The sequence below is a fragment of the Leifsonia sp. SIMBA_070 genome (assembly GCF_046534635.1).
Taxonomy (GTDB): Bacteria; Actinomycetota; Actinomycetes; order Actinomycetales; family Microbacteriaceae; genus Leifsonia.
In genome coordinates, this window is sequence record NZ_JAWRYK010000001.1 from 1,598,233 (window position 1) to 1,623,005 (window position 24,773).

Sequence of the window (24,773 nt, forward strand, 5' to 3'; positions counted from 1 at the left end):
CGAAAGGAACCCCATGACCGACACCACCACGACGGCTTCCGCAGACCTCTCCGCCCTGTCCCTCGAGCAGAAGGCGTCCCTGCTCAGCGGGGAGAGCTTCTGGCGGACCAAGGCCGTCGGCGACGTCCCGTCCGTCATGCTGACCGACGGGCCGCACGGCCTGCGGAAGCAGCGGGAGGGCGGTGACCACCTGGGCCTCGGCGACAGCGTGCCGGCCACCTGCTTCCCGCCGGCGGTCGCGCTGGGGTCCGCGTGGGATGCGGAGCTGGCCGAGCGGGTCGGCACCGCCCTGGGCGTCGAGTCGTCCATCGAGGATGTCGCGGTCATCCTCGGGCCCGGGATCAACATCAAGCGCTCTCCGCTGTGCGGCCGCAACTTCGAGTACCTCAGCGAGGACCCGATCGTGTCCGGCGTGCTCGGAGCCGGCCTGGTCCGGGGCATCCAGTCGCAGGGCGTCGGCGCCTCGCTGAAGCACTTCGCGGCGAACAACCAGGAGGACGACCGCATGCGGTCGTCTTCCGACGTGGACCCTCGGCCGCTCCGCGAGATCTACCTGCGCGGGTTCCAGCGCGTCGTGGAGGATGCGCGGCCGCACACGGTGATGTGCTCGTACAACCGCATCAACGGGGTGTTCGCGTCCGAGAACCGCTGGCTGCTGACGGATGTGCTCCGCGGGGAGTGGGGCTTCGAAGGGCTGGTGGTCTCCGACTGGGGCGCGGTGAGCGACCGGGTCGCCGCATTGCGGGCGGGCCTCGACCTGGAGATGCCGGGATCGGGCGGCGACACGGACGCCCGGGTGGTGGCGGCTGTGGCCGACGGCAGCATCGACGCGGCACTCGTGGATGCGTCGGCGCAGCGGAACGCCGACCTCGCCGTGCGCTGGGCGGCGACGCCGCGGGTCGACGGCCCGCTCGACGTGGATGCGCACCACGCGCTCGCGCGCGAGGCGGCCTCCCGGTCGATCGTGCTGCTGAAGAACGACGCGCCCGAGCAGGGCGGACAGCCGCTGCTTCCCCTCCGTGCCGGGCAGTCGCTCGCGGTGATCGGAGCCTTCGCCGAGAAGCCGCGGTATCAGGGCGCCGGGTCGTCGATGATCCGCCCGACCCGGCTGGACGACGCGCTCACGTCGATCCGCGTCGCCGCCCACGACGTGACGTACGCGCCGGGCTTCTCGCTTGCGGCCGATGCTGCGGAGGAGGAGACCGCGCGCCTGCGCGGGGAGGCGGTGTCGGCCGCCGCCGCCGCCGACGTCGCGGTCGTCTTCGCAGGCCTGCCCGCACGGCTCGAGTCGGAGGGCTACGACCGCGAGGACATCGACCTCCCGGCCGAACAGCTGGCGCTCATCGACGCGGTGGTCGCGGCGAACCCGCGGACCGTTGTCGTCCTGTCGAACGGGGGAGTCGTGGCCCTGCCGTTCGCCGGGCGTGTCCCCGCGATGGTCGAGGCGTGGCTGCTCGGCCAGGCGGGCGGATCGGCGACAGCGGACGTGCTGTTCGGTGCGGTGAACCCGTCCGGCAAGCTGGCCGAGACCATCCCGAACCGACTGGAGGACACCCCCGCGTTCCTCGACTTCCCCGGCGAGGAGGGGCACGTCCGCTACGGCGAGGGCCTCTTCGTCGGCTACCGCTGGTACGACGCGCGCCGGATGGACGTCGCGTTCCCGTTCGGCCACGGACTGTCGTACACGACCTTCGGGTACGGGGAGGCGACGGTCACGGCGGTCGACGGCGGGGATGTGGAGGTGCGGGTCACGGTGACGAACAGCGGCGACCGGGCCGGCCGGGAGGTCGTGCAGGTGTACACGTCGCTTCCGGGATCCGCGGTGCAGCGGCCGACGCGCGAGCTGAAGGGCTTCGCGTCGCTGGAGCTCGCGCCGGGGGAGTCGCGGGACGTCGCCATCCGGCTCCGGCGCGCCGACCTGGCGTACTGGCACGTCCGCGCCGAGCGCTGGGTCGTGGAGGGCGGCGAGTACGTGGTCGAGGTCGGTGCGAGCAGCCGCGACCTGCGTTCCCGCGCGACCGTCGCGGTGGCCGGCGATGAGCTGCGGCTTCCGCTGACCCGCGAGTCGTCCCTCGGCGAGGTGCTCGCGCATCCCGTCGCCGGCCCGATGGTGCAGGCGGCGATGGCCGGGATGGCGCAGATGCTGGAGGGCGCCTCCGCGATCATGCCGGAGGGAGTGTCGATGGAGCGGATGATGGCGTCGTTCCCGATCGGGCGGATCGGCATGATGGCGGGCGGCCAGGTCACGCCGGAGATGATCGACGGACTGATCGCGGCGGCGAACGCCCCGCAGGGCTGAGCACGCATCCACTGGTCCCGACATGCCGCCACGCTCGGTGCGATGACGGCATGTCGGGACCACTCGTTCGCGCGACCCGCTAGCCTTGCCGCATGCCCGAGGGAGCGTACCGCTGGTTCGTCTACGCCGAGCTCGCGCTGGCCCTGGTGACGTTCGTCGCCCTGCTGTTCATCGTCGCGCCGTACGGCGGCCGTCACGGGCGCACGGGCTGGGGAGCCACCGTTCCGGCGCGCGTCGGCTGGGTCGTGATGGAGGCGCCAGCGGCCGTCCTCTTCGTCGTCTTCTACGCGCTCGGCACGCACCGCTTCGACCTCGTACCGCTGCTGTTCCTGGCGCTGTGGCTGGTGCACTACGTCTACCGGGCCTTCGTGTACCCGTTCCTGATGCGCTCGGGATCGCGGATGCCGGTGCTGGTGATGCTCCTCGCCATCGCGTTCAACCTCCTCAATGCGTGGGTGAACGCCCGCTGGATCTCGGAGTACGGCGTCTACCCGGCGAGCTGGCTCGCGGACCCGCGATTCTGGATCGGACTCGTCCTGTTCGCGGGCGGGCTGACGCTGAACATGCGGTCGGACCGCACGCTGCGGCGTCTGCGCGGGGACGGCTCGGGCGGCTACCGCATTCCGCACGGCGGCGGCTTCCGCTACGTGTCGAGTCCCAACTATCTGGGCGAGATGGTGGAGTGGACGGGCTGGGCGATCGCGACCTGGTCGCTCGCCGGAACGGCGTTCGCGCTGTACACGATCGCGAATCTGGCGCCGCGGGCGTTCGCCAACCACCGCTGGTACCGCGAGACCTTCGCGGACTATCCGCCGGAGCGCCGGGCGCTGCTGCCGTTCGTGCTCTGAAGGGTCGGCGCGCCTCCCGCCCTCGGCCTGCCGCGCACTGCCGGTCCTCCGATGACGGTGGTCGTGCCTACGCTTGCCCTCGGGAGAAGGGATGCGCTGTGCCGGAGAGCGTCGAGCAGTGGTGGGCGCGCCGCCGATGGTCGAAAGGCGCCGCAGTGCCGTACCCCATCGGCAGCTACCGCACCGATTGGGAGCGCTACCCCGTGCTCATCCGGCAGTACCATCCCGACCTCAACCACGGCATCACGCTGACCCAGGTGCCGCCCGCGGCCGACGTCTACCTGGTCTGGGAGTGCGACGCGGGGCACCGCTTCGTCGCGACGCCGGAGGAGCAGCGCTCGCGTCCGGGCGGTACGCGGAGGCGGTCGGCCTGGTGCCCGCAGTGCGCCGAGCTGGCGGCCCCGCGACCGGTGCGGCAGCCGGAGCCGGACGCGGGGACGCACGTCTGCGGCCATGCCCGCGACCCTCGCCGGATCGAGGCCGACCCGGCCGACGACCGCTGCTACCTGTGCAGGAGGCTCGACCGCGAGAGCCTGACGCGCGAACAGCTCGTCAGCATGGCGGCCCCCGGCTCCCGTGTCGCGGTGTCGGCCGAGAACGGCACGGCGGGCGCTTATTCATGGCAGTGCCCGGACGGGCATCCCACCTACCAGGCGAAGATCGAGCGCATCCTCGGCGGGAAGAGGTGCCCGGTCTGCCGCCACGCCCGCGCCGGAGCGGACCGGGTCGCGGTCGGGGAGGCGTTCGTCAGCCGGTGGGCGCCCTCGCCGGCCTCCGCTGCCGAGCCGGAGCTGAAGCGGCGCCTGACGGAACGCCTCCAACTCGATCTCGGGATGAACGCCGTCCGCGTCGCGACGCCGTTCCACTCCCACCTGGAGGTGTGGCCCGACATCCTCCTGCCCGAACTCCGCGTCGCGGTCGAATACGACACGACCGGGCGGCACGGCCTCGAGCACGTCGGCCCGCGCGAGACCTCGGATCGCCGAAAGGACCGGCTGCTGCGCGCGGTCGGCTGGGAGGTCGTGCGGGTGCGCTGCGGCAAGCTGCAGCCGATCGGACCCTACGACCTGCAGGCAGGCAGCGTGACGGACACGCTCGTGGACCGCATCGTCGACCGGCTGGGGGAGATCCGGGGCGAGCTGTTCGTGGCGGCCTATCTGCGCTGATCGCAGCCGCCACCTCTGGCCAGTGCGGTGCGCCCCTCGCTACCCTGGACGGCGAACCGAGGAGGACACCATGCCGTCGATCCTGAACCCCTACCTGAACTTCCGTGCCCAGGCGCGCGAGGCGTTGGACTTCTACCAGTCGGTGTTCGGCGGGGAGGTGCAGCGCAGCACGTTCGCCGAGTTCCAGCTCGCGCAGGACCCGGCCGACAACGACCTGATCATGCACTCGCAGCTCACCACGCCGGGCGGCTTCACCCTGATGGCAGCCGACGTCCCCGCCCACATGGAGCTGAATCCAGGCTCGAACATCTCGATCTCGTTGAGCGGCGACGACGAGACGGAACTCACCGGCTACTGGAAGAAGCTTGTCGAGGGCGGCACCGTGCTCGAGCCGCTGAACAAGGCGCCCTGGGGTGACAGCTTCGGGATGGCGATCGACAGGTTCGGCATCCAGTGGCTCATCAACATCGCGGGGAGCCCACGTGAGGAATCCGCCGTCTGAGCCGGCCGCTCGGAGTCGGCGGGCGTACCGATTCCCCCGCGCGACGCTTCAGCCGTGCAGTTCGTCCAGCGCGGCGTCGAACGACCGGAAGTAGGTGCGGCGGCCCGGCCGGCCGATCTGCGTCACCTCGAACATCGCGTCCAGCTGGAGGATGAACCCGACGACGGGAGGGGCGCCGAGCGCGGCGACCCGGGTATCGCTGACCCGCCATTCGTGGTCTGAGATCTCCGACACCTCCAGCCCCTGCCGGACGAACCTCACGTGCGTTTTCATGACTCAAGTGAAGTAGACCGGCTGGTCCGCGGCCAGGGCTTGACACCGCTGCTCCGGAGGAGTCGCCGACGGATTGCTCCCTTCCCGAAGCGCTCGGAGCGGAGCTAGGGTTCAGCCGTCCGCATCCGGATCTCGAGGAGGAAGTCATGTGCCGCTGGCTCGCATACACAGGGGAGCCGCTGAAGCCCTCCGAACTCATCCTGAACACGCAGCATTCGCTGGTGGCGCAGTCGCTCAACTCCGAACTCGGAGTGGAGACGGTCAACGGTGACGGTTTCGGCTTCGGGTGGTACCCCGAGGATGCGTCTCACGGCAACATCCCGGCACTGTTCCACAGCATCGAGCCGGCCTGGAACGACGAGAACCTGCGGGAGCTGGCGGGCGCCGTCGCCAGCCCGCTGTTCTTCGCGCACGTGCGCGCGGCGGCCGGGCCGCCCATCCAGCAGACCAACTGCCACCCGTTCCGCTACCAGAACTGGCTGTTCATGCACAACGGCTTCCTCGACGGCTTCGCCGAGATGAAGCGAGACCTGGCCTTCGCCATCGACGCGTCGCTGTACCCGCTCATCCACGGCACCACCGACACCGAGGTGCTGTTCTACCTGGCCATCTCGCTCGGCCTGCTGGACGACCCGGTGGCCGGGCTGAGCCGGGCGGTGCGGATGGTCGAGGAGGTGGGCCACGCCAAGGGGATCCGCTTCCCGATGCAGGGCACTGTGGCGGTGTCCGACGGGCACACACTGTGGGCGTTCCGCTACTCCACCTCGCACAACAGCCGCAGTCTGTTCCACTCGGTGGCGCTCCCAGAGCTGCGCGAACTGTATCCGGACGCCGACCGGCTGAACGTCTTCGGCGACAAGGCGAAGGTCGTCGTCTCGGAGCCGTTCGCCGACGTGCCCGGGGCGTTCCTGGAGGTGCCGGAGTCGACCGTCGCCATTCTGGACGACGACGGCTACCACCACGAGCCGTTCCTGGAGGAGGTGGTGGCGGCCTGAGCGGCCGCCACCACCGGCCTCAGTCGCCGTCCATCACCCTGCGGACGAACGCGTCGACATGCTCCCGGAGCGCCTCGATGCGGTGCTGCCGGGCGGCCTCGACATCGAAGCCGACGTACGCGGTCGGCTGCCGCCGCCTGACGTTCGCCGAGCACTCGAAGCCGGCGCAGACGAGCGTGCCCAGGGTGTTGCCGCTGCGGCCGGCCTTCCCCGCGCGCTTGGCGATGAAGAACAGGACGTCGTTCGGCAGGTGCACGTCTTCGCACCAGGAGCACTGCGGGCGGGAGCGGGCCCGGCCCTCGGCCTGCCGGAGGAGGACGCCGACGGGCGCGCCGTCGATCTCGGCGACGACGTAGCCGACGGCGGGCTGCTTGCGGTCGCGCCAGCCGAGGTAGTCGAGGTCGTCCCAGCGCAGCTGCGCCAGGTCGGGGAGGGTGAGCTCCTTGCGTTCGCGCTGGGACGCGTTGACGAAGGAGGAACGGAGCTGCTGCTCGGTCAGTGGAAGCATGGGTGAAAACCTGACTGTCGTGAATCGGTCGTTGACGGACGGATCGTCCGCGAAGGCGTCGCCGGGCAGGCCGGATCGACGGGAGCGCGCCGGAGCGGCGGAATGCGCCGTGGCTGCGATGCGCAGTGGCACGGGATGTGCTCGCGCGGGAATGGCCGGGAAGGGACAGCGCTATCTCGCGCCGGCGCTGAGCGCGCCGACGACCTCCAGACGCCCGGCGGAGGACCGCGTGGGCTGCGAGATGAGCGGATTCACGCTCTCCACTGTAGCGCGGCGATGTCGGTGGTGCAGGGGAGGCTGAAGCCACACGACCGAAGGGATGCATCATGTCCGCCGAACCGACGCCCGTCGACCCGCCGCAGCTGTACCGGAGCCCCGCCTTCGCGCAGGGGATGATCATCCCGGCCGGCCCGGTGCTGGTCGTCGGAGGGCAGAACGGAGTGGATGCCGAGGGCGCCCTGCTCGACGGCCTGCAGGCGCAGACGGAGCAGGCACTGCGGAACCTCCTCGCCGTGCTGGCCGAGGCGGGATGCGGCCCCGAGCACGTCGCCCGGCTCACCATCCACCTGGCGCCCGGCATCGACCCGACCGAGGCGTACGGCGCCACCCGCACCGTGTGGGGCGACCACCGCACAGCGGTCACCGTGCTGACGGTCGCGCCGGCCCGCCCCGGCGCGCTCGTCGAGATCGACGCTCTGGCCTCCGTCCCCGCCTGATCCCGGCGTATGCTCGCCGGGCACGAGCGGAGAGGATGACGGATGGTCTCGTTCGCACGCAGCCGGCCGGAGCCGGAGTCCACCGTCCCCAGCGGGGTTCGGGCGGCATCGGAGTGGTCGTGGCGGCTGCTCGCCATCGTCGCTCTTGCGGCGGTGGTCGTATACCTCGTGACGATCTTCTCGGACATCGTCATTCCGCTGCTCGTCGCGCTGCTGGTGACGGCACTGCTGCAGCCCACAGTGGCCTCACTGATCCGGCGGCACTGGCCGAAGTGGCTCGCGATCCTGGTCTGCCTCGTCGCATTCGCCGCCGTGGTCGCCGGGCTGGTCCTGCTCGTGGTCTGGCAGGTCCGTGCCGGTCTCCCACGGCTGGAGCACGAGTCCGTCGCTGCCTACGACCGAGCACGCAGCGCGCTGCGGCAACCGCCCTGGAACGTGAGCGACCGCGACTTCGCCGGCTATATCTCCAGCGCCGGCCAGATGCTGCAGAGGGACAGCGGCGCACTGGTCGGGGGAGCGGTGCGCGTCGGCTCGACGGCCGGTCACCTCCTCGCAGGCACGTTGATCGCCCTGTTCGCCACGATCTTCCTGCTGATCGACGGCGGCGGCATCTGGCGCTGGATCACGCGGCTGCTCCCGCGCAACGGGCGCCCGGCGCTGCAGGCCGGGGGAGAGGCCGGGTGGCGCACGCTGACCAGCTTCGTGCGCGTCCAGATCCTGGTCGCGGTCGTCAACGGCGTGGGGATCGGACTGGTCGCGTTCTTCCTCGGGCTGCCGTTGGCCATCCCGATCGGGGTGATCGTGCTGCTCGCGTCGTTCATCCCGGTGATCGGTGCGATCGTCTCGGGGATCATCGCGGTCGCGATCGCGCTCGTCTTCGCCGGGCCCGTCCAGGCGCTCATCATGCTGGCCGGGGTGCTCCTGGTCCACCTGCTCGAGGCGCACGTCATGCAGCCCCTCCTCGTCGGAGGCGCCGTCAAGGTGCACCCACTGGCCGTCGTGGTCGCTGTCGCGGCCGGCACGGGGATCGCCGGGGTGGCCGGCGCGCTGTTCGCGGTGCCGCTCATCGCCGTCGGCAACGCGATGGTCAGCGCCATGCTGCGCACGGTCCGTGGACGTCCTCCGGCGAACGACCCGGGGCCCTCACCCGTCCGGGCCGCGGGTCCGGATGCTCCGCCCGGTCCGGCGCGGGCTCAGGCCGTCATCCGTCGCGGTCGCGTCTTGCTCGTCGCGGTCGCGTCCCACTGGTCGCGGTCGCGTCTTACTCGTCCCGGTCGTCGGGGCCGTCGAACTCGCTCAGCTCCTCGACGATCGCCTCACCCTCCGCACCGGTATCGTCGCGGCCACCGTCGTCGGCCGCCTCGTCGCCGGTCGGACCCTCCTGGAACGCTCCGGTTCCCTCGTCGAGGGTTCCCGAGCCGTCGGGGTAACCGGCGTCGTCGGGGTACTCGCCGTCGCGCCGGTTCGCTGCGGAGTCCTGGGTGTCGCCTGCGTCGCTCATGCCGCCTCCTGATCGGTTCGGTTGCTCTCGACGGCATCATCCACCCCTGCGGCGCCGTCGCACACCCCTGCCCGGCAGCGGCGACCCTGTCGATCCGGAGCCTTCCCGTTCGACGTCTGGGCAGGAGATGATCCGATACAAGGAGGCAGTGCACATGAGTCAGTTCATGATCCTGATCCAGGGCGACGAGTCGCGCTGGGGAACGATGACCGAGGCCGAGCGGGAGGAGATCGACTCCGCCCACCGTGAGTTCCGGCGGCAGGCGGGAGATGCGATCGTCGCGTCCGGCGAGCTGGAGCGCTCCGCGACAGCAGTCACGGTGCGCCGCGGGGACAACGGGGAGCCGACCACGGTCGACGGCCCGTTCACCGAAGCGAAGGAGGTCGTCGGCGGGTTCTACCTGCTCGACGCACCCGAGCGGGAGGCGGCCGTCCGGCTGGCGACCCTGCTGGCGGAGGCGCGGCACGATCACAGCGGTGTCCAGGTGCAGCCGCTGGTCGATCACAGCGCCGGCTGAGGGAGGGTTCCCCCGGGATGCCGATCCGTTCGCGTCGGGTTGAGACGTCTTCGTTTGAAAGAATTCGTTTCCGCGTCGGTTCCGGCATCCCCGGGCCTCGACCACGCTAACCGGCCGGGGCCCGTGTCCTCAATTCTGCGGACAGAAACCGTCAACAGTTGACGGGGAGCCTGTCATCGGCAAGCCCGCTCACCGGCCCAGCCGGTCGAGCGCGAGGTTGAGCTGCAGGACGTTGACGACGGGCTCCCCGAGGTAGCCGAGGTCGCGCCCGATCGTGTTCTGCGCGACCAGCACCTCCACCTGTGCGGTGGTGAGACCGCGGGCCTCGGCGACCCGGCGCACCTGGATGGCCGCATACGCGGGACTGATGTGCGGGTCGAGACCGGAGCCGGAGGCAGTGACCGCATCGGCGGGAACCTGCGCCTCGCTGACGCCGTCGAAGGCGGCGACCGCGGCCTTCCGCTCGCGGATGGCCTTCACCAGGTCCGGGTTCTCCGGCCCCAGGTTCGACCCCGAGGACGCCGCGCCGTCGTACCCGGAGCCTGCGGCCGAGGGCCGCGGCTGGAAGTACTGCGGCAGGGGCTTCCCCTTCGCGTCGGAGAACGACTGACCGAGCAGCGCGGAGCCGACGACCTTCCCCTCCTCGTTCTTCACGAGGGAGCCGTTCGACTGCGCCGGCAAGGCGAGCTGGCCGATCCCGGTCATCACGACGGTGTAGCCGACGCCGAGGGCGACGGTGAGCAGGAGCATGGCGCGGATCGCGACCCACGTGATGCGACCGGTGGAGCGTGTGGTGATGTTCATCGGAGATCTCCTCGAGTCTCAGAAGCCGGGGATGAGGCGCACGACCAGGTCGATGAGCCAGATCCCGATGAAGGGCGCGACGATGCCGCCGACGCCGTAGACGAGCAGGTTGCGGGTGAGCGTCGCGGAGGCGTCCGCCGCCCGGTAGCGCACCCCGCGCAGCGCGAGCGGCACCAGCAGCACGATGATGATCGCGTTGAAGATGATCGCCGAGAGGACCGCGGACGCAGGGGAGTGCAGCCCCATGATGTTGAGCACGCCCAGCCCTGGGAAGACGCCCATGAACATCGCCGGGATGATCGCGAAGTACTTGGCGACGTCGTTGGCGATGGAGAAGGTGGTCAGTGCACCGCGGGTGATGAGCAGCTGCTTGCCGATGCGGACGATGTCGATGAGCTTGGTCGGGTCGGAGTCGAGGTCGACCATGTTGCCCGCCTCCTTCGCCGCCGAGGTCCCGGAGTTCATCGCGACCCCCACATCCGCCTGGGCCAGCGCTGGCGCGTCGTTGGTGCCGTCGCCGGTCATCGCGACGAGGTTGCCGCCCTCCTGCTCCTTCCGGATGTAGGCGAGCTTCTGCTCCGGCGTCGCCTCGGCGAGGAAGTCGTCGACGCCGGCCTCCTTCGCGATCGCCGCAGCGGTCAGGGGGTTGTCTCCGGTGATCATCACCGTGCGGATCCCCATGGTCCGGAGCTCGGCGAAACGCTCGACGAGGCCCGCCTTGACCACGTCCTTCAGGTGCACGACACCGAGCACGCGACCGTCGCCGGTGGCGCTCATGGTGGCGACGACCAGTGGAGTTCCGCCGGTCTGCGAGATCCGCGAGACCTGCTCGTCGAGCTCGGCGGTCACCGCGGCGGACAACTGCTGCCCCTCGTCGCGCAACCAGGCGACGACGGCGGACCCCGCGCCCTTGCGGATGCGGGAGCCGTCCGGGAGGTCCAGCCCGGACATGCGCGTCTGGGCGGTGAACGGGACGATCAGGCCCGGAGCCGTGCTGCCGACGTCGACGCCCTCCTGCACCGCGAGCTCGACGATGGAGGTGCCCTCCGGCGTCGGGTCGGCGAGCGACGAGAGGGCGGCCGCGCGGATCAGCTCCTGCTCCTGCACGCCTCCCAACCGCACGAACGCGCTGGCCCGCCGGTTTCCATAGGTGATCGTCCCCGTCTTATCCAGGAGAAGCGTCGTCACGTCGCCCGCGGCCTCCACCGCTCGGCCCGACATGGCGAGCACGTTGCGCTGCACGAGCCGGTCCATCCCGGCGATGCCGATCGCGCTGAGAAGGGCGCCGATGGTGGTCGGGATGAGGCACACGAGCAGCGCCACCAGCACGGTGATGCTGACCGGCTTGGCGGCGTACGACGCGATCGGGTTCAGCGTCAGCGCGACGACCACGAAGACGATCGTCAGGGCCGCGAGCAGGATCGACAGCGCGATCTCGTTCGGGGTCTTCTGCCGGGCTGCACCCTCCACGAGGGCGATCATCCGGTCGACGAAGGTCTCGCCGGGCTTGGAGGTGATCCGCACCACGACCCGATCGGAGAGCACCCGGGTGCCGCCGGTGACGGCGCTGCGGTCTCCGCCGGACTCGCGGATGACCGGAGCCGACTCACCGGTGATCGCCGACTCGTCCACCGACGCGATGCCCCAGACGATGTCGCCGTCGCCCGGGATGAGGTCGCCGGCGGTGACCACGACCATGTCGCCGAGCCGCAACTCGCCGGACGGTACTTCTTCGGTGACGCTGCCCTGGGCGGACGCGTCCTCCGATGGGTCGTACGAGACGACACGGCGGGCCAGCGTGCTGGTACGGGTCTTCCGCAGCGTGTCGGCCTGCGCCTTGCCCCGGCCCTCGGCCACCGCCTCCGCCAGGTTGGCGAAGAGGACGGTCAGCCAGAGCCAGATCGCGATCGCCGCGGTGAACGACCAGGGCACCGCCGTTCCGCCGGAGGTGCCGGGGCCGCCGATGAACGGCTCGGCGATGGCGAGCGCCGTCGTCAGCACGGCCCCGACCCAGACGACGAACATGACCGGGTTGCGCCACTGCTGCCGAGGGTCGAGCTTGCGGAAGGTTCCGGGAAGGGCGCCGACCACCTGCTTCCAGGAGAATGCGCCGCCGGGTGTGCGGGTCGAGCCGTGCTCCGGAGTCCGCGTCGCGGTGGAGTCGTCGGTTGTGATGGTGGACATGGTCAGTGCAGCCCTTCCGCCAGGGGACCCAGCGTGAGAACGGGGAAGAAAGTGAGCGCCGTCACGAGGATCGAGACGGTGGTGAGGAGGCCGACGAACTGCGGCCGGTGCGTCGGCAGAGTGCCCGCGGTGGCCGGGACGCGGTCCTGGGCGGCGAGCGAGCCGGCGAGGGCCAGCACGAAGACGATCGGGACGAAGCGCCCGAGCAGGACGGCGACGCCGAGCGAGGTGTTCATCCATGGCGTGTTCGCCGTGAGCCCGGCGAAGGCGGAGCCGTTGTTGTTCCCGGCCGAGGTGAACGCGTAGAGCACCTCGGAGAGGCCGTGCACGCCCGGGTTGAGGATGGATGTCTTCTCCACGCTCTCCCGGACGCCGGGGATCGCGAAGCTGAGCGCGGTCCCGGCGAGGACGATGGTCGGCGTCACCAGGATGTACAGGCTCGCGAGCTTGATCTCCCTCGGCCCGATCTTCTTGCCGAGGTACTCCGGCGTGCGCCCGATGAGGAGCCCGGCGATGAAGACGGCGATGACGGCGAGGATGAGGATGGCGTACAGCCCCGACCCGACCCCGCCCGGCGCGATCTCGCCGAGCATCATGTTGACCATCGGCATCATCCCGCCGAGGGCGGTGTACGAGTCGCCCATCGAGTTGACCGCACCGGTCGATGTGAGGGTGCTGCTCGTCGCGAAGAGGGTGGATCCGGCGATGCCGAACCGGTCCTCCTTGCCTTCCATCGCCGCTCCGGCCAGCTGTGGAGCAGTGCCGAGCCCGGCCTCCTCGAGCGCCGTCAGAGCGGTGAGGGAGGCGACGTAGAGGATTCCCATCACGCCGAGGATGGCGTAGCCCTGCTTGTGGTCGCCGACCATCTTGCCGAACGTGCGGGGGAGCGTGAACGGGATCAGCAGCAGGAGCACGATCTCGAGGATGTTCGTCCAGGCCGTCGGATTCTCGAACGGGTGCGCCGAGTTGACGTTGAAGAAGCCGCCGCCGTTGGTCCCGAGCAGCTTGATGGCCTCCTGGGAGGCGACGGGTCCGCCCGGGATGGACTGGGTCGCGCCGGCGACGGTGGTGACGTCGGTGAACCCGTTGACGTTCTGGATGACGCCTCCGGCGATGAGCACGACTGTCGCGACGACCGAGAGCGGCAGCAGGATACGGACCGTCCCGCGGATCAGGTCGACCCAGAAGTTGCCGATCGTGCCGGAGCGCAGGGAGGCGAAGCCGCGGACCAGCGCGATCGCCACGGCGAGACCGACCGCGGCCGAGACGAAGTTCTGCACGACGAGGCCGGCGGACTGCACGGTGTAGCCGAGCGTCTGCTCGGGGGAGTACGACTGCCAGTTGGTGTTCGTGACGAACGACGCGGCCGTGTTGAACGAGAGGTCGGGCGATGGCGCCTTCAGGCCGAGCGAGTAGGGCAGCCACTGCTGCACGCGCTGGAGCACATACAGCAGCACGAGACCCACAGCCGAGAACGCGAGGACGCTGCGCAGGTAGGCCTGCCACGTCTGCTCCGCGCGCGGGTCGACGCCGATCAGGCGGTAGACGCCGCGCTCGATGCGGGCATCCTTCGCGGTGGTGAAGACGTGTGCCATGTAGTCGCCGAAGGGGCGGTACAGGATCCCGATGATGAGCGCGACGGTGAGGAAGGACGCGACGGCCCCGAACCACTCCATCAGAACCGCTCCGGTTTCAGGAGGGCGACCACCAGGTAGACGAGGGCGGCGAGGGCGAGGGCGGCGGCCAGGAGAGTGAAGACGATCACAGCTTCTCCACCGCCCTGCCGAGCAGTCCGACGATCACGAACAGGGCGATGGCGCCCAGCACGTAGACGACGTCAAGCACGAGAGACTCCGTTCGGAGGACGGCGACGGCCCGGTCGGACCGCCGCGCGCCGTGGGGCGCAATCCCCGATCCAACTCCGCTGCGGCCTCCCCGACCCCGTTCCTCACGCAATCCATACGCCTCCCGTTCCGATCCTGACGCCCGCCTTACGCCCGCTCCTTCCACGCGTCGGCAGGCGTCCGATTCGTGACGAATGTGGCAAAACCGCGCGCCAGAAACCCGATTCGTCACGAATCGGCTGAATCGCGCGGCGGGCACATTCGTCACGAATGTGGCGAAATCGCCCGCCAAAGCCCGCATTCGTCACGAATCGGTGAGTGCGTGGCCGCGGACTGGGGCGCGAGCACACAGAATGCCGCCCGCCTCGGGGGAGGCGGGCGGCATCGGTGGGTGCTGCGGTCAGTTGAACTTGCGGCGGTACTTCGCGATCGCGAAGGCGTACGCGACCACGAGGATCCCGACCAGCCAGGCGAGCGCCACCCAGATGTCGGTGCCCACCGGCTGCCCGGAGAACAGAGCCCGCATCGTGTCGACGATCGACGTGACCGGCTGGTTCTCGGCGAACCAGGCGACCGGCGCCGGCATCGACTCGGTGGGGACGAACGCCGAGCTGATGAACGGCAGGAAGATCAGCGGGTAGCTGAACGCGCTCGCGCCGTCCACGGTCTTGGCCGAGAGCCCCGCGATCACTGCGATCCAGGTCAGGGCCAGGGTGAACAGGATGAGGATGCCCGCGACGGCGAGCCACGCGCCGACCGACGCTCCCGTCCGGAACCCCATGATCAGCGCGACGCCGATGACCAGCGCCACCGAGATCACGTTGGCGACCAGGGACGTCAGCACGTGGGCCCAGAGCACCGACGACCGCGCGATCGGCATGGACTGGAAGCGCTCGAAGATCCCGCCCTGGAGGTCGAGGAACAGCCGGTAGGCCGTGTACGCGATCCCGGAGGCGATGGTGATCAGGAGGATGCCCGGAAGCATGTAGTCGATGTACGACTGGCCGTTCCCGATCCGGATGGCCCCTCCCAGCACGTACACGAACAGCAGCATCAAGGCGATCGGCGTGACCGCGGTGGTGATGATCGTGTCCGGACTGCGGAGGATGTGGCGCAGCGACCGCCCGGTGAGGGTGCGCGTGTCGCTGAGGACATAGGTGCTCATGAGAGTTCCTTTCCTGCCTGCTGTGACTCTGCCGACGCTGACTCTGCCTGCTGGGGCTCGTCGTCGCCGACGAGGGCGAGGAAGACCTCCTCGAGGGTGGGCTGCTTCTCCACGTACTCGACCTTCGCCTGGGGGAGGAGCTTCTTCAGCTCGGCGAGCGTGCCGTTCTGGATGATGGTGCCCTTGTGCAGGATCGCGATGCGGTCGGCCAACTGCTCGGCCTCGTCGAGGTACTGCGTGGTGAGGAGGACGGTGGTGCCGCTCCGGGTCAGACCCTTCACGGTCTCCCACACCTCCAGCCGGGCCTGCGGGTCGAGGCCGGTGGTCGGCTCGTCGAGGAAGATGATCGGCGGGTCGCCGATCAGGCTCATCGCGATGTCGAGCCGGCGCCGCATCCCGCCGGAGTAGGTGCCCGCCTTGCGGTCTCCCGCGTCGTCCAGGGAGAAGCGGGAGAGCATCCGGTCGGCCACCTCCCCGGCGTTCTTGAGGTGCCGGAGCTTGGCGACCAGGATGAGGTTCTCCCGCCCGGTGAGGACTTCGTCGACCGCCGCGAACTGCCCGGTGAGGCTCAGTGACCGGCGCACGTCCCCCGCGGAGGAGGCGACGTCGAATCCGAGGACGCTGGCGTTGCCGCCGTCCGCCTTCAGCAGGGTGGCGAGGATGCGGACGAGGGTCGTCTTGCCGGCGCCGTTGGAGCCGAGGAGGGCGAAGATGCTGCCGGGCGTGACCTCGAAGTCGACGCCGCGCAGCACCTCCAGATCCTTGAACGACTTGGTGATGCCCTGCACCCGGATGGCCGGGTCGAGTGTTGCGGTGGTCATGACGTCTTCCCCTTCGCTTCCTCGTCGACGGCCGTGTCGATCGCCTTGGCGAGCCGGTCGCGCTCTTTGTCCATCCAGCGCCTGCCCGTGTACGCCTCGACGAACGTCTCGGCGAACTCCGCCGGGTCGTCCCCGACGACCTCGCGGATCGGCGTGCCGTCGGCGGCCGCCCGCTCCCACAGGTCGGTGAAATCGCTGAACATCGTCACCAGGACGTCTCCGTCGACCAGGCCGCCCTGGTACAGGAAGTAGCGGTGGAACGCCTTGGCGGAGCCGCGGTAGGGCTCGGGGAGCGCGTCGATGCGCGCGACGGACTGCCGGTACTGCTTCTTCTGCTCGAGCGAGCCCGTGAGGGCTTCGATCCATTTCGCTGCCATGATCAGTCGTTCCCTTCGGTGTGTGCCGTGCTGTCGTTGTCGTCGGTGTTGCTGCTGTCGTTGCTCTCGTCGTGGAGCTCGCCGATGCGCTCGGCGAGGAAGCCCCAGGTCCGCCAGAACTCGGCGAGCTGCTCGCGGCCCGTGGCGTTCAGCGAGAACACCTTGCGGGGCGGTCCCTTCTCCGACGGGACCTTGGTCACGTCGACGAATCCGCGCTGCTCGATCCGCACGAGGAGCGCGTAGACCGTGCCCTCGACGAGGTCGGTGAAGCCCTGGTCCCGCAGCCGCGCGGTGATCTCGTACCCGTACGCCGGTCGGCCGGCGAGGATCGCGAGGACCATGCCTTCGAGAGTGCCCTTCAGCATCTCCGTCATCTGGTTGCCCATCGGGTCACCTCCTACTCAGTGATGTTGACTACTGGTAGAAAGTAACACTGAGTACCGGTACTTGGCAACACTGATTACCGGAAATTCTCGAGCGGGAGATGGACAGCGGGGCGGGGGAGCCCTCAGCTGCGCTGGCCGAGGTGCTGACGGGTCAGCTCCGCCATCTCATCGTCGGTCAGCTCGTCCAGCCGCTTGCTCTCGCGCCGATCGAGGCGCATCCAGCGCACGAAGAGGAGCACGAGCACCGGAACGTCGGCGATCTCGGCGATGAACCAGAGCAGGTCGCCGGACAGGTGCTGGTCGTGGAGCGGCGATGGGAACCACAGCGGCAGGCGACCCAGGATCGCGGGGGCGTGGTCGAGAACACCGTCGTTCAGGCGCAGCAGAAGTCCCGGGATGGCGTCGAGCAGCAGCTCGACGAACGCGAGCAGGAACTCGACCGTGATGAAGAACCCGGTGCGGATGATCGAGTGGGCCGCGATCGGAAGAACGAGCAGCAGACCGCACAGGGGCACGAGGACGGAGATCGTCCACTCCGACCAGGGGGAGTCGCGCAGGATCGCCGAGACCGGTGTGAGGAACACGAGGAAGACGGCGCAGGCGAACGCGGGCGCGAAGATCGCGTTGCCGAAGACGCGCGCCGGCCACGACCGCGTCGCCCGGTCCGCGCGACGTCGCCCGGCCGGGCCGAGAGCGACCCGCGCGAGCGCGATGGGCCGGCCGAGGCTGACGAGCGCCGGGACCACGAAGAGGAGCAGCGCGATCCGCGTGGTGAACGCCCAGCGGAGGTCCGAGCTCTCGGCGCCGAGGAAACCGAAGGACACGACCGCGTACGACCCGAGTCCGAGGCCCAGAAAGGCGAGGGTCAGCCGCGCGGGCCAGCGGTGACCGCGCGCACGGAGCCGGAGGACGCCTCCCGCATAGAGCCCGGCGGCGGCTATCAGCAGGGCGGCGGCCGCGGGGTCGAACGACCACGTGCCGAGGAACACGGACAGGGGAGGCGTGGCGGCTCCAATCGCGACGGGATGCTCCTGCCATTCTGGCTGCCGTGAACCTGGGACTCAGCCCGGCTGCTCCAGCCCCAGCACCGGGTAGAGCAGCTTGATGCCTCCGGTCAGGCCTCCCATGAGCGCACCGCGGCCATGACCGCCGGTGGGTACGTCGACGAAGGCGGAGTCGATTCCGGCCCCGCGGGCGGCGGCCTGCGCCCGCAGAGCGACGTGGTGGTAGGGAGGGTCGTCGCGGCACGCCGTGAAGATGGCGGTCATCCCGGGATGTGAGAAAGTCCGCAGCTTCACGAAGGGCTTCGTCGCCTCGTACGCCGCACGGTCGCCGTGGAACGCTTCCTTCAGAGTGGCGTCTGGGTGCTCGGCACCGGGGAACTCCTCACCCGAGATGTCGAGGATGCGGCTGAAGAGGTTCGGGTGGTCGATCGCGAACGAGAGCGCGCAGAGCCCGCCGTTGGAGTATCCGGCGGCGGTCCAGAAGCGGTGGTCCTTCGTCACCGGGAGGTTCTTCTCGGCCCAGGCGGTGACATCCCGCGTGATGTACGTCTCAGCCTTGCCGAACGTGGCGGTGTCGAGGCACAGCGTGTCCTGGTACGGGCTGCCGAGCTGGTCGGCCACGACGACGACCGGGGCCAAGCCGTGGTGGGTGGCCGCGTACGCGTCGAGCACCTCGCCGATCGGCTCGGGGTCGGGGTTGCCCGGCTGACCCATCATCATGACGATCAGGGGGAGTGCGGGAGGGTGTGCGACCTGCGCGGCCGGCGGAAGGTAGAGCCCGGCGTCCCTGGCGTGGAAGCCGCTCATGGTCGCCGGGATCTTCGCCGTGCCGAGGAGGCCGTGCTCCGGCATATCGGCCGGCGGGGACCAGTGCTTCCAGAGGGAGGCGTCGTACGCCTCGGACACGGCGGGAGGCGGTGCGAGCTTGACCGGGCGCGGCACCGCGATCGCGAGCACGCTGCCGACGGTGCGGTTGAGGCCGTAGTTCGCATTGATCCCGATCGCGGCGCTCAGCAGGAACACCGGCACCGCGGCGATGGCGACGACGGTCCGCCACGCCGGGCGCCGCCGGATGCTGACCAGGGCGACGGCCACGGCGACGAAGGCGCCGGCGAGCCAGAGGTAGTTGCCGAAGCCGAGGGATTCGCCGAACAGGTTCAGCCAGCGGATGCACACCAGCCAGGTCACGACAGCGGCGAGAACCCCCGCTGCGGCCGCGGCCGCCAGCCGGATCAGCCAGCCCCGCGTCGGCCGCCGGAGGAGCACCCCGGCCAGTAGGCCCAGCGCGCAGGCGAACACGACCACCGGCACCGGTCCATCCACGACATCGACGCCGAGAAGCCCGTCGAACACTCCCCACCCCCTGCTCCGCCTCCGCCCTCGCCCCGCGAAGCAGTCCCGAGCATAGCGTCCCCCGGTGACGCGCCCGCTTACGACCCGTCGAGTGGTGAGCAGATGTCGCAACTGGCCGAGAATTCCGGCATCTACCCACCGCTCGAGGGAGTGCTCTCAGGGCACGACGATGTTGAAGTCCGGATCGCCGGCGTCCAGGACTGCGGTGAGGCGGGCGAGGACTGTCGCGTCGCCCTCGAAGGTCAGGCCGTCGGAGGTGGTGTCGCCTGCGGCCAGGGCCAGGAAGCGAACGCGGGTCGACGTCAGGTGCAGTTGGGCGTCGTCGGCCGGTTCCGCCTCGACGTAGACGAGGACTCCGTTCCGCAGAGTGACGCGGAAGCTGCGGGCCGAGTCGGCGAAGGTGATGTCCAGCGCGAGATCCAGCTCCCAGGCCGCCGGGCCGTCGACCTGGATGGCGATGGCGTCGAAGATCTGTTCCGGGGACAACTGGCCGACGATCGTGGGAGCGTTCGCGCCGATGGGCGTCCCGAAATTGCCGTCACGCAATTCGGTGGCGCCCGACAGATAGAAGTTGCGCCAGGTGGCGTTCTCCGCACCGTACCCGAGCTGCTCGTACGTGTCGGCGAGGAGCGCCTTCGCCTCGGCGTTGTCCGGCTCGGCGAAAACGGCCGTGTCCAGCAGCGTCGCGGCCCAGCGGAAGTCGCCGGCGTCCGAGGCGGCGCGGCCCGCCTCGACGAGCTTGTCCGCACCGCCCACCAGGGCGGCCCAGCGTTGCGCCTGCTCCGCCGGCGGATGCGGCCAGAGCCGCGACGGATTCCCGTCGAAGAACCCCATGTAGCGCTGGTAGATCGCGCGCACATTGTGCGATACGGACCCGTAGTAGCCGTGAGTGCTCCACTCGGCCTCCAACGCCGGTGGCATCCGGAAGGTCTCCGCGATCTCCGCACCGTTGTAGCCCTGATTGAGGAGGCGGAGCGTCTGATCGTGCAGATAGCCGTAGAGGTCCCGCTGCACGCCGAGGAAGTGGAGTACGCGCTCGGTACCCCAGGTGGGCCAGTGGTGGGAGGCGAACAGCACATCCGACCGCTGCCCGAAGCGCCGGATCGCCTCTGTCAGGTACCGCGACCACATGTGCGGGTCCCGCACCAGCGCTCCGCGCAGGGTGAGGAGGTTGTGGAGGTTGTGTGTGGCGTTCTCCGCCATGCACAACGCCCGGTAACGAGGAAGGTAGAAGTGCATCTCGGCAGGCGCCTCAGAGCCGGGCGCGAGCTGGAACTCGAAGCCGATGCCGTCGACCTCGTAGGTGAGGCGGGAGGGGGAGATCTCGACCGTAGGCGGGAGGATGCCGGGCGTCCCGACCGAGTTGGTCTGGCCGAGGCCTGCGCCGACCTGTCCGAGCGGGCCGCGGGCGAGCACGGCGCCGTACATGTAGCCTGCCCGGCGCGCCATCGCAGTCCCTGCGTACACGTTCTCCTCGACGGCGTGCTCCAGGAAACCCTCGGGAGCGACGATGTCGACCCGGCCCACGGCCACGTCAGCCGGGTCCACAACACCCAGGACCCCGCCGAAGTGGTCGATGTGGGAGTGCGTGAAGACGACCGCCTGAACTGGCCTGTCGCCGCGGTGAGCCCGGTACAGCTCCATCGCCGCTGCGGCGGTCTCCTGCGAGACCAACGGATCGACCACGACGACGCCGGTGTCGCCTTCGATGAACGACATCACCGACAGGTCGAAACCCCGCACTTGGTAGATGCCGTCGACCACCTCGAACAGGCCATGCTTGCGGATCAGGGTGCCCTGGCGCCACAAGCTCGGATTCACCGAGTCCGGCGCGTCACCGGTCAGGAACTCGAACGCCGACGGGTCGAAGACCACCCTCCCGTCGGCCGCCGTGATGGCCGTATTCTCCCACGTGCCGAGGAATCCGCGTTCCGCATCCTCGAAGTCCTGGGTGTCGCTGAAGTACTCACGTTCCAGCCAGGCGCGATTCGCGGCGACGATGGGCTCCGAGGGTTCGTTCTGACGCATCTTCCAGCCTCCCGACCTGTGACCGACGCTCACAGGATCGCGGGTGGGCTTCGGCGGCGGCTAGTCCCGATTCGGCCGGCGCTGCGTTTCGGCGCTAGAGGGTCAGGCGGCGCTCGACGATGGCCGACGCGACATCCGAGATCCCGATCCTGTTGCGTCGAGCGTAGGCCCGGATGAGTTCGAAGGCCCCGTCGATGGGCACGCTGCGGGTCTGCGCGACGACGCCCTTCGCCTGCTCGATGATGATCCGGCTGTTCAGCGCGAACTGGAGCTGCTGGCGCACAGCGTCGCTCTCGGCGAGGCTGCGCTGGTGCAGGATCCCGATGGTTGCGACATCGGCGAACGCCTGCGCCGCGACCATGTCGTCCTCCGGCAGGTCGCCCGTACCGGTCCGGAAGAGGTTCAGCGTGCCGATCGTCTGCTCGCGGAGGCGCATCGGGATGGCGTCCATCGACTCGAAACCCTGCTCCAGCGCACGTTCCCGGAAGGCGCGCCACCGATCGGGGGTGAGCGAGATGTCGGGCACCGAGACCACGACACCCGTGGTGAAGCTCTCGATGCACGGCCCGGCGTAGGCGCTCAACTGCATCATCTCGACGAGCCGGCTGGCCTCGCTGGTGGAGGCGATCACATCCAGTTCGCCGTTCTCGTCGGCCAGCATCACTCCGGAGGCCGTCGCACCGAGCAGACCGCTGGTCAGGTCGACCAGCGACTGCAGCAGGTCGACGACGTCGTAGTCGGCGACGAGCGTGTCCGCGAGTTGCGCGAACGCTCGCAGCATGCCCTGTTCTCGTGTGAAGGTCATCGCTGCCGGCTGCCGTTCGGGTCGAGCTTGGAGAAGTCGAGGTGGCCGTCCAGCACCTCGCGGGAGACCTCCATCATCGACCGGTTCGTCGCGAAGGCGTGCGCCTGGATCACCATGCGGGCGTCGTCCGCACTCACGTCGAGTTGAGCGAGGACCATGCCCGTCGCCTGGTGCACGATGCGGCGGGAGAACGGGTTATTGTCCTCCTGCAGCTCGTCACCGGCCCGGTGGAGTGCGTTCTGCAGGAGCCGTCGTCCCGCGATATCGGCGAGCCGCGTGGCCTCCTGGGTGTGGGCGTCGTCGAGGGTGACCGGCTGCCGCGCGTACATGTCGATCGCGCCGATCTGCAATGGGCCGACCAGCATCGGGAAGGCGAACAGGGCGACGACGCCCTGTTCGAGGGCTGCCGCGCTGAACGCGGACCACGTCTGTCTCGGCCGTGCGCGCATGTCCGATTCGAGGACGGGGCGGCGGAGCCGGAGGGCGTCCCAGCACGGACCCTCGCCCAGGTCGAACTGCAGCTCGTCCAGCCGTGCCGCGACCGCGTCGCTGGCAGAGACGGTCTCCGTTCCCAGCAGGTCGCCGATGGTCGAGACGGACGTGCCCGCCACCGGCAGCGCCTCCAGGAACGGCCGCCAGTAGTCGGGGTGCGGGGTCGGGCCGCCGCCGCGGGTGCTGCCGTTCATCGAGGTGCCGTTCTCCACACCGCCAACGCTACCGAATGGGCAGCGTCAATACGCTCTACTGCGGAAGTCCTGCAGGTGCGGAGTCGCCGTTGCCAGCGTGACTCCGGAGCCGTCTTCCGCGCTGATGCTGTCCTCTGTCATGATCAGGAGGCCCTTCGAGCTGTTCGCGCTGGCCATCAGCGCCTCCACCCAGGCCGGGTTGATCTTCGGGAACCGGCTGCCGCTGAACTTGAAGTACAGGTTCTGAGCCGGGTGGATCCAGATGGAGCTGTGGCCGTCTCCGGTCTCGACGGAATCGCGCCAGGCCATGAAGAAGCTCTCGCCGCGCCGGATCTTCTGCGCGATCACGATCTGCAGGTGGGCCAGCAGGCGGTCCTCGAATTCGATCACGATTCCGTCGTACCTGAGTGAGCCCATCTGCGTCCTTCCCCTGCCATGCACGTGCACGTGCACGTGCACGTGCCGTCCCCCTTACAGTGCACTCACTTGGGCGTGAAGTCCATATCCAGGTCGGGCCAATCGCCCGCCAGGTCGGCGATGGAGAACGGTTCGGCCTTCGGCATCACGAGGAGCTCCGCGCGCAGGCGGAGGTCTGCCACCGTTTCGGAGTCGATCAGCTCGGGATGGTCCGTGACGGCTGCCTCTGTCGTCGCGTCCATCAGCCAGCCGACAATGAAGGAAGCGCGGCCGGAGCCGCCGTCGTCACGGATCACCGGGATGTCGACGACATCCACATCGCCCTTGCGGGCGAGAGCCAGCCCGTAGTGCTGCACGGCCTCCGCGATGGCGGAGCCGGTGAGGAACGACGCGGAACGCGTCGATACGGTCTTCATGAGTACCCCAATCCTGCGAGATCTCGCCGGGGTCTGGGGCGCTCGACTCGAAGATTAGCAGCGTCAGCCGGGGAGTCAAGGGAGGGGGCCTCCGAGCATCCTGTCAACGGGCTGCGCGGAACTTTCTGCGGCCTACCGTGTGAGGCATGAAGCACGTGACCTACGCGGAGAAGTCGTTGCTGATCGGGAACGCCGCGGCCGACCTGCTCATCCAGTACGCCCGCCTGATCTCGGAGCGCGGCGGCTCGGATGTGGTCACGGTGCGGGCCATCGGCACGGACGGCAACAGCGTCGATGCGTCCTTCCTGCTGAACCAGGCGACGGTCCTGATGGTGGAGTCGGCCAGCACGGACGCCAGCGAGCCGGACAACCACGAAGTGGTGGAGTACCTCCACAACCGGGTCGAGGAGCTCAACCGCCCGTTCGAGCCGCCGACCCAGGAGTGAACGTCCCGCGAGGCGCGAATGGTGCGGTCAGAAGTCGCCGATGCCTTTGCCGATGAGCACGACGCCGATGACGAGGAGCAGGACGGCCATGATCATCGCGTTGTTGTGGACCAGCCAGGTGCGGAGTGAGCTCAGCGGGGCGGCCATCCTCTGCGACGCGACGAGGTAGGCGATCACCGGGATCGCCACGGTGGATGCCGCGATCACGGCGAACACGACCACGACGATGACGATCTCGCCGGCGTTCAAGCCTCCGGAGCCGATGGCGATGCCCGCGGCGATGCCCATCAGCAGGTTCTTCGGGTTGACCGCGGCGAGCACGAAGCCGAGCACGAGAGCGCGGCCGGCCGTCATCGTGTCGATCGCGCCCATCCACTTCGGGAGGGTCGCCTCCGCGTCACCGGTCGGTCGTGACCGCCACTGGCGCACCGCGAGCAGGAGCAGCAGCAGACCGAGGACGATGGTGACGACGCCGACGATCGGCTTCGACTGGTCTCCCTCGCCGCGCGGGAGCACCGATGACAGCAGGGTGAACACGACGACCGCGACGACGATGCCGAGCACCCAGCCGAGCAGGAATCCCAGACTGCTTCCGCGCGCCTTCGGGGACAGCAGCATCAGGATCGCGGCGATGATCGGGATGGGGCTGATCGCGATGCCGACGGCGAGCGGGAGGATCGCCCCGATGACTGCGCCCATGCTGATCTCCGCC

The 24,773-nt window shown here is 69.5% G+C and carries 28 protein-coding genes; 9 read left to right on the forward strand and 19 right to left on the reverse strand.

Translation table 11 applies throughout. The annotated features are described in order from the left end of the window. Positions 1-13: 13 nt before the first annotated feature. The 4 genes from SB754_RS07465 (at position 14) to SB754_RS07480 (ending at position 4,815) form a co-directional block, all read left to right on the forward strand. Positions 14-2,299, forward strand: a complete 2,286-nt coding sequence (locus SB754_RS07465) for a glycoside hydrolase family 3 C-terminal domain-containing protein (protein ID WP_410781700.1) — start codon at positions 14-16, stop codon at positions 2,297-2,299. Positions 2,300-2,391: 92 nt separating this feature from the next. Next, positions 2,392-3,147 carry a DUF1295 domain-containing protein gene (locus SB754_RS07470; protein WP_410781701.1) on the forward strand — a complete coding sequence of 252 codons (756 nt, stop codon included), beginning with the start codon at positions 2,392-2,394 and terminating at the stop codon, positions 3,145-3,147. A gap of 98 nt (positions 3,148-3,245) precedes the next feature. After that, the gene (locus tag SB754_RS07475) at positions 3,246-4,313 is read left to right on the forward strand and encodes a zinc-ribbon domain-containing protein (protein ID WP_410781702.1); all 1,068 of its coding nucleotides are present in this window, start codon (positions 3,246-3,248) and stop codon (positions 4,311-4,313) included. Between the two features lie 70 nt (positions 4,314-4,383). After that, entirely contained in the window at positions 4,384-4,815 is a 432-nt protein-coding gene (locus SB754_RS07480; protein ID WP_410781703.1) for a VOC family protein, read from the forward strand. 48 nt (positions 4,816-4,863) lie between these two features. Here the strand turns inward: SB754_RS07480 and SB754_RS07485 are convergent, their stop codons facing one another. Then, positions 4,864-5,088: a hypothetical protein gene (locus tag SB754_RS07485; RefSeq protein ID WP_410781704.1), complete on the reverse strand. Its 225-nt coding sequence runs from the start codon at positions 5,086-5,088 to the stop codon at positions 4,864-4,866. A gap of 146 nt (positions 5,089-5,234) precedes the next feature. Between SB754_RS07485 and SB754_RS07490 the strand changes: the two genes are divergently transcribed. Continuing rightward, positions 5,235-6,083, forward strand: coding sequence for a class II glutamine amidotransferase (locus SB754_RS07490; RefSeq protein ID WP_410781705.1), 849 nt, complete (start codon positions 5,235-5,237; stop codon positions 6,081-6,083). A gap of 19 nt (positions 6,084-6,102) precedes the next feature. Here SB754_RS07490 and SB754_RS07495 read toward each other — a convergent pair whose 3' ends face one another. Continuing rightward, positions 6,103-6,591, reverse strand: a complete 489-nt coding sequence (locus SB754_RS07495) for an FBP domain-containing protein (protein ID WP_410781706.1) — start codon at positions 6,589-6,591, stop codon at positions 6,103-6,105. A gap of 326 nt (positions 6,592-6,917) precedes the next feature. On the opposite strand from SB754_RS07495, the gene SB754_RS07500 reads away from it, so the two are divergent. The 3 genes from SB754_RS07500 to SB754_RS07510 are packed head-to-tail and all read left to right on the forward strand — an operon-like array spanning position 6,918 to position 9,325. Continuing rightward, a complete protein-coding gene (locus tag SB754_RS07500) occupies positions 6,918-7,307 on the forward strand; it encodes a RidA family protein (protein WP_410781707.1) in 390 nt (129 codons plus the stop codon). 42 nt (positions 7,308-7,349) lie between these two features. Continuing rightward, the gene (locus tag SB754_RS07505) at positions 7,350-8,939 is read left to right on the forward strand and encodes an AI-2E family transporter (protein WP_410781708.1); all 1,590 of its coding nucleotides are present in this window, start codon (positions 7,350-7,352) and stop codon (positions 8,937-8,939) included. A 23-nt stretch (positions 8,940-8,962) separates the two neighbouring features. Further along, positions 8,963-9,325, forward strand: coding sequence for a YciI family protein (locus SB754_RS07510; RefSeq protein ID WP_410781709.1), 363 nt, complete (start codon positions 8,963-8,965; stop codon positions 9,323-9,325). A gap of 189 nt (positions 9,326-9,514) precedes the next feature. Here the strand turns inward: SB754_RS07510 and kdpC are convergent, their stop codons facing one another. The 16 genes from kdpC to SB754_RS07590 form a co-directional block, all read right to left on the reverse strand. Further along, positions 9,515-10,129: a potassium-transporting ATPase subunit KdpC gene (gene kdpC, locus SB754_RS07515; RefSeq protein ID WP_410781710.1), complete on the reverse strand. Its 615-nt coding sequence runs from the start codon at positions 10,127-10,129 to the stop codon at positions 9,515-9,517. A gap of 18 nt (positions 10,130-10,147) precedes the next feature. Beyond that, on the reverse strand, positions 10,148-12,313 hold the full coding sequence (gene kdpB / locus SB754_RS07520) for a potassium-transporting ATPase subunit KdpB (RefSeq protein WP_410781711.1): 2,166 nt from the start codon (positions 12,311-12,313) through the stop codon (positions 10,148-10,150). 2 nt (positions 12,314-12,315) lie between these two features. After that, positions 12,316-13,989: a potassium-transporting ATPase subunit KdpA gene (gene kdpA, locus SB754_RS07525; protein WP_410781712.1), complete on the reverse strand. Its 1,674-nt coding sequence runs from the start codon at positions 13,987-13,989 to the stop codon at positions 12,316-12,318. After that, positions 13,989-14,078: a K(+)-transporting ATPase subunit F gene (gene kdpF, locus SB754_RS07530; RefSeq protein WP_410781713.1), complete on the reverse strand. Its 90-nt coding sequence runs from the start codon at positions 14,076-14,078 to the stop codon at positions 13,989-13,991. The genes kdpA and kdpF overlap by 1 nt, the downstream gene beginning before the upstream one ends. Further along, positions 14,075-14,269: a hypothetical protein gene (locus SB754_RS07535; RefSeq protein WP_410781714.1), complete on the reverse strand. Its 195-nt coding sequence runs from the start codon at positions 14,267-14,269 to the stop codon at positions 14,075-14,077. Before SB754_RS07535 ends, kdpF begins: the two co-directional genes overlap by 4 nt. Before the next feature lie 288 nt (positions 14,270-14,557). Further along, positions 14,558-15,322, reverse strand: a complete 765-nt coding sequence (locus SB754_RS07540) for an ABC transporter permease (RefSeq protein WP_410781715.1) — start codon at positions 15,320-15,322, stop codon at positions 14,558-14,560. Further along, positions 15,319-16,143, reverse strand: a complete 825-nt coding sequence (locus SB754_RS07545) for an ABC transporter ATP-binding protein (protein WP_410781716.1) — start codon at positions 16,141-16,143, stop codon at positions 15,319-15,321. Before SB754_RS07545 ends, SB754_RS07540 begins: the two co-directional genes overlap by 4 nt. Continuing rightward, positions 16,140-16,520, reverse strand: a complete 381-nt coding sequence (locus SB754_RS07550; protein ID WP_410781717.1) for a DUF1048 domain-containing protein — start codon at positions 16,518-16,520, stop codon at positions 16,140-16,142. The genes SB754_RS07545 and SB754_RS07550 overlap by 4 nt, the downstream gene beginning before the upstream one ends. Before the next feature lie 2 nt (positions 16,521-16,522). Beyond that, positions 16,523-16,906: a PadR family transcriptional regulator gene (locus SB754_RS07555; RefSeq protein ID WP_410781718.1), complete on the reverse strand. Its 384-nt coding sequence runs from the start codon at positions 16,904-16,906 to the stop codon at positions 16,523-16,525. 122 nt (positions 16,907-17,028) lie between these two features. Beyond that, positions 17,029-17,895 carry a cytochrome c oxidase assembly protein gene (locus SB754_RS07560; RefSeq protein ID WP_410781719.1) on the reverse strand — a complete coding sequence of 289 codons (867 nt, stop codon included), beginning with the start codon at positions 17,893-17,895 and terminating at the stop codon, positions 17,029-17,031. Between the two features lie 72 nt (positions 17,896-17,967). Beyond that, on the reverse strand, positions 17,968-19,263 hold the full coding sequence (locus SB754_RS07565) for an alpha/beta hydrolase (protein ID WP_410781720.1): 1,296 nt from the start codon (positions 19,261-19,263) through the stop codon (positions 17,968-17,970). Positions 19,264-19,419: 156 nt separating this feature from the next. Then, positions 19,420-21,291 (reverse strand): alkyl/aryl-sulfatase, encoded by a 1,872-nt coding sequence (locus SB754_RS07570; protein ID WP_410781721.1) that lies wholly within the window; start codon positions 21,289-21,291, stop codon positions 19,420-19,422. Positions 21,292-21,385: 94 nt separating this feature from the next. Then, complete coding sequence (locus SB754_RS07575) at positions 21,386-22,096, reverse strand: ANTAR domain-containing protein (protein ID WP_410781722.1); 711 nt, start codon at positions 22,094-22,096, stop codon at positions 21,386-21,388. Continuing rightward, positions 22,093-22,800 (reverse strand): GAF and ANTAR domain-containing protein, encoded by a 708-nt coding sequence (locus SB754_RS07580; RefSeq protein WP_410781723.1) that lies wholly within the window; start codon positions 22,798-22,800, stop codon positions 22,093-22,095. Before SB754_RS07580 ends, SB754_RS07575 begins: the two co-directional genes overlap by 4 nt. 27 nt (positions 22,801-22,827) lie before the next feature. Beyond that, a complete protein-coding gene (locus tag SB754_RS07585) occupies positions 22,828-23,172 on the reverse strand; it encodes an ATP-dependent DNA ligase (RefSeq protein ID WP_410781724.1) in 345 nt (114 codons plus the stop codon). A 92-nt stretch (positions 23,173-23,264) separates the two neighbouring features. Then, entirely contained in the window at positions 23,265-23,615 is a 351-nt protein-coding gene (locus SB754_RS07590) for a hypothetical protein (RefSeq protein WP_410781725.1), read from the reverse strand. 146 nt (positions 23,616-23,761) lie between these two features. On the opposite strand from SB754_RS07590, the gene SB754_RS07595 reads away from it, so the two are divergent. Beyond that, positions 23,762-24,061, forward strand: a complete 300-nt coding sequence (locus SB754_RS07595; RefSeq protein WP_410781726.1) for a hypothetical protein — start codon at positions 23,762-23,764, stop codon at positions 24,059-24,061. A gap of 27 nt (positions 24,062-24,088) precedes the next feature. Here SB754_RS07595 and SB754_RS07600 read toward each other — a convergent pair whose 3' ends face one another. Then, positions 24,089-24,760 carry a GAP family protein gene (locus tag SB754_RS07600; protein WP_410781727.1) on the reverse strand — a complete coding sequence of 224 codons (672 nt, stop codon included), beginning with the start codon at positions 24,758-24,760 and terminating at the stop codon, positions 24,089-24,091. Positions 24,761-24,773 lie beyond the last annotated feature (13 nt).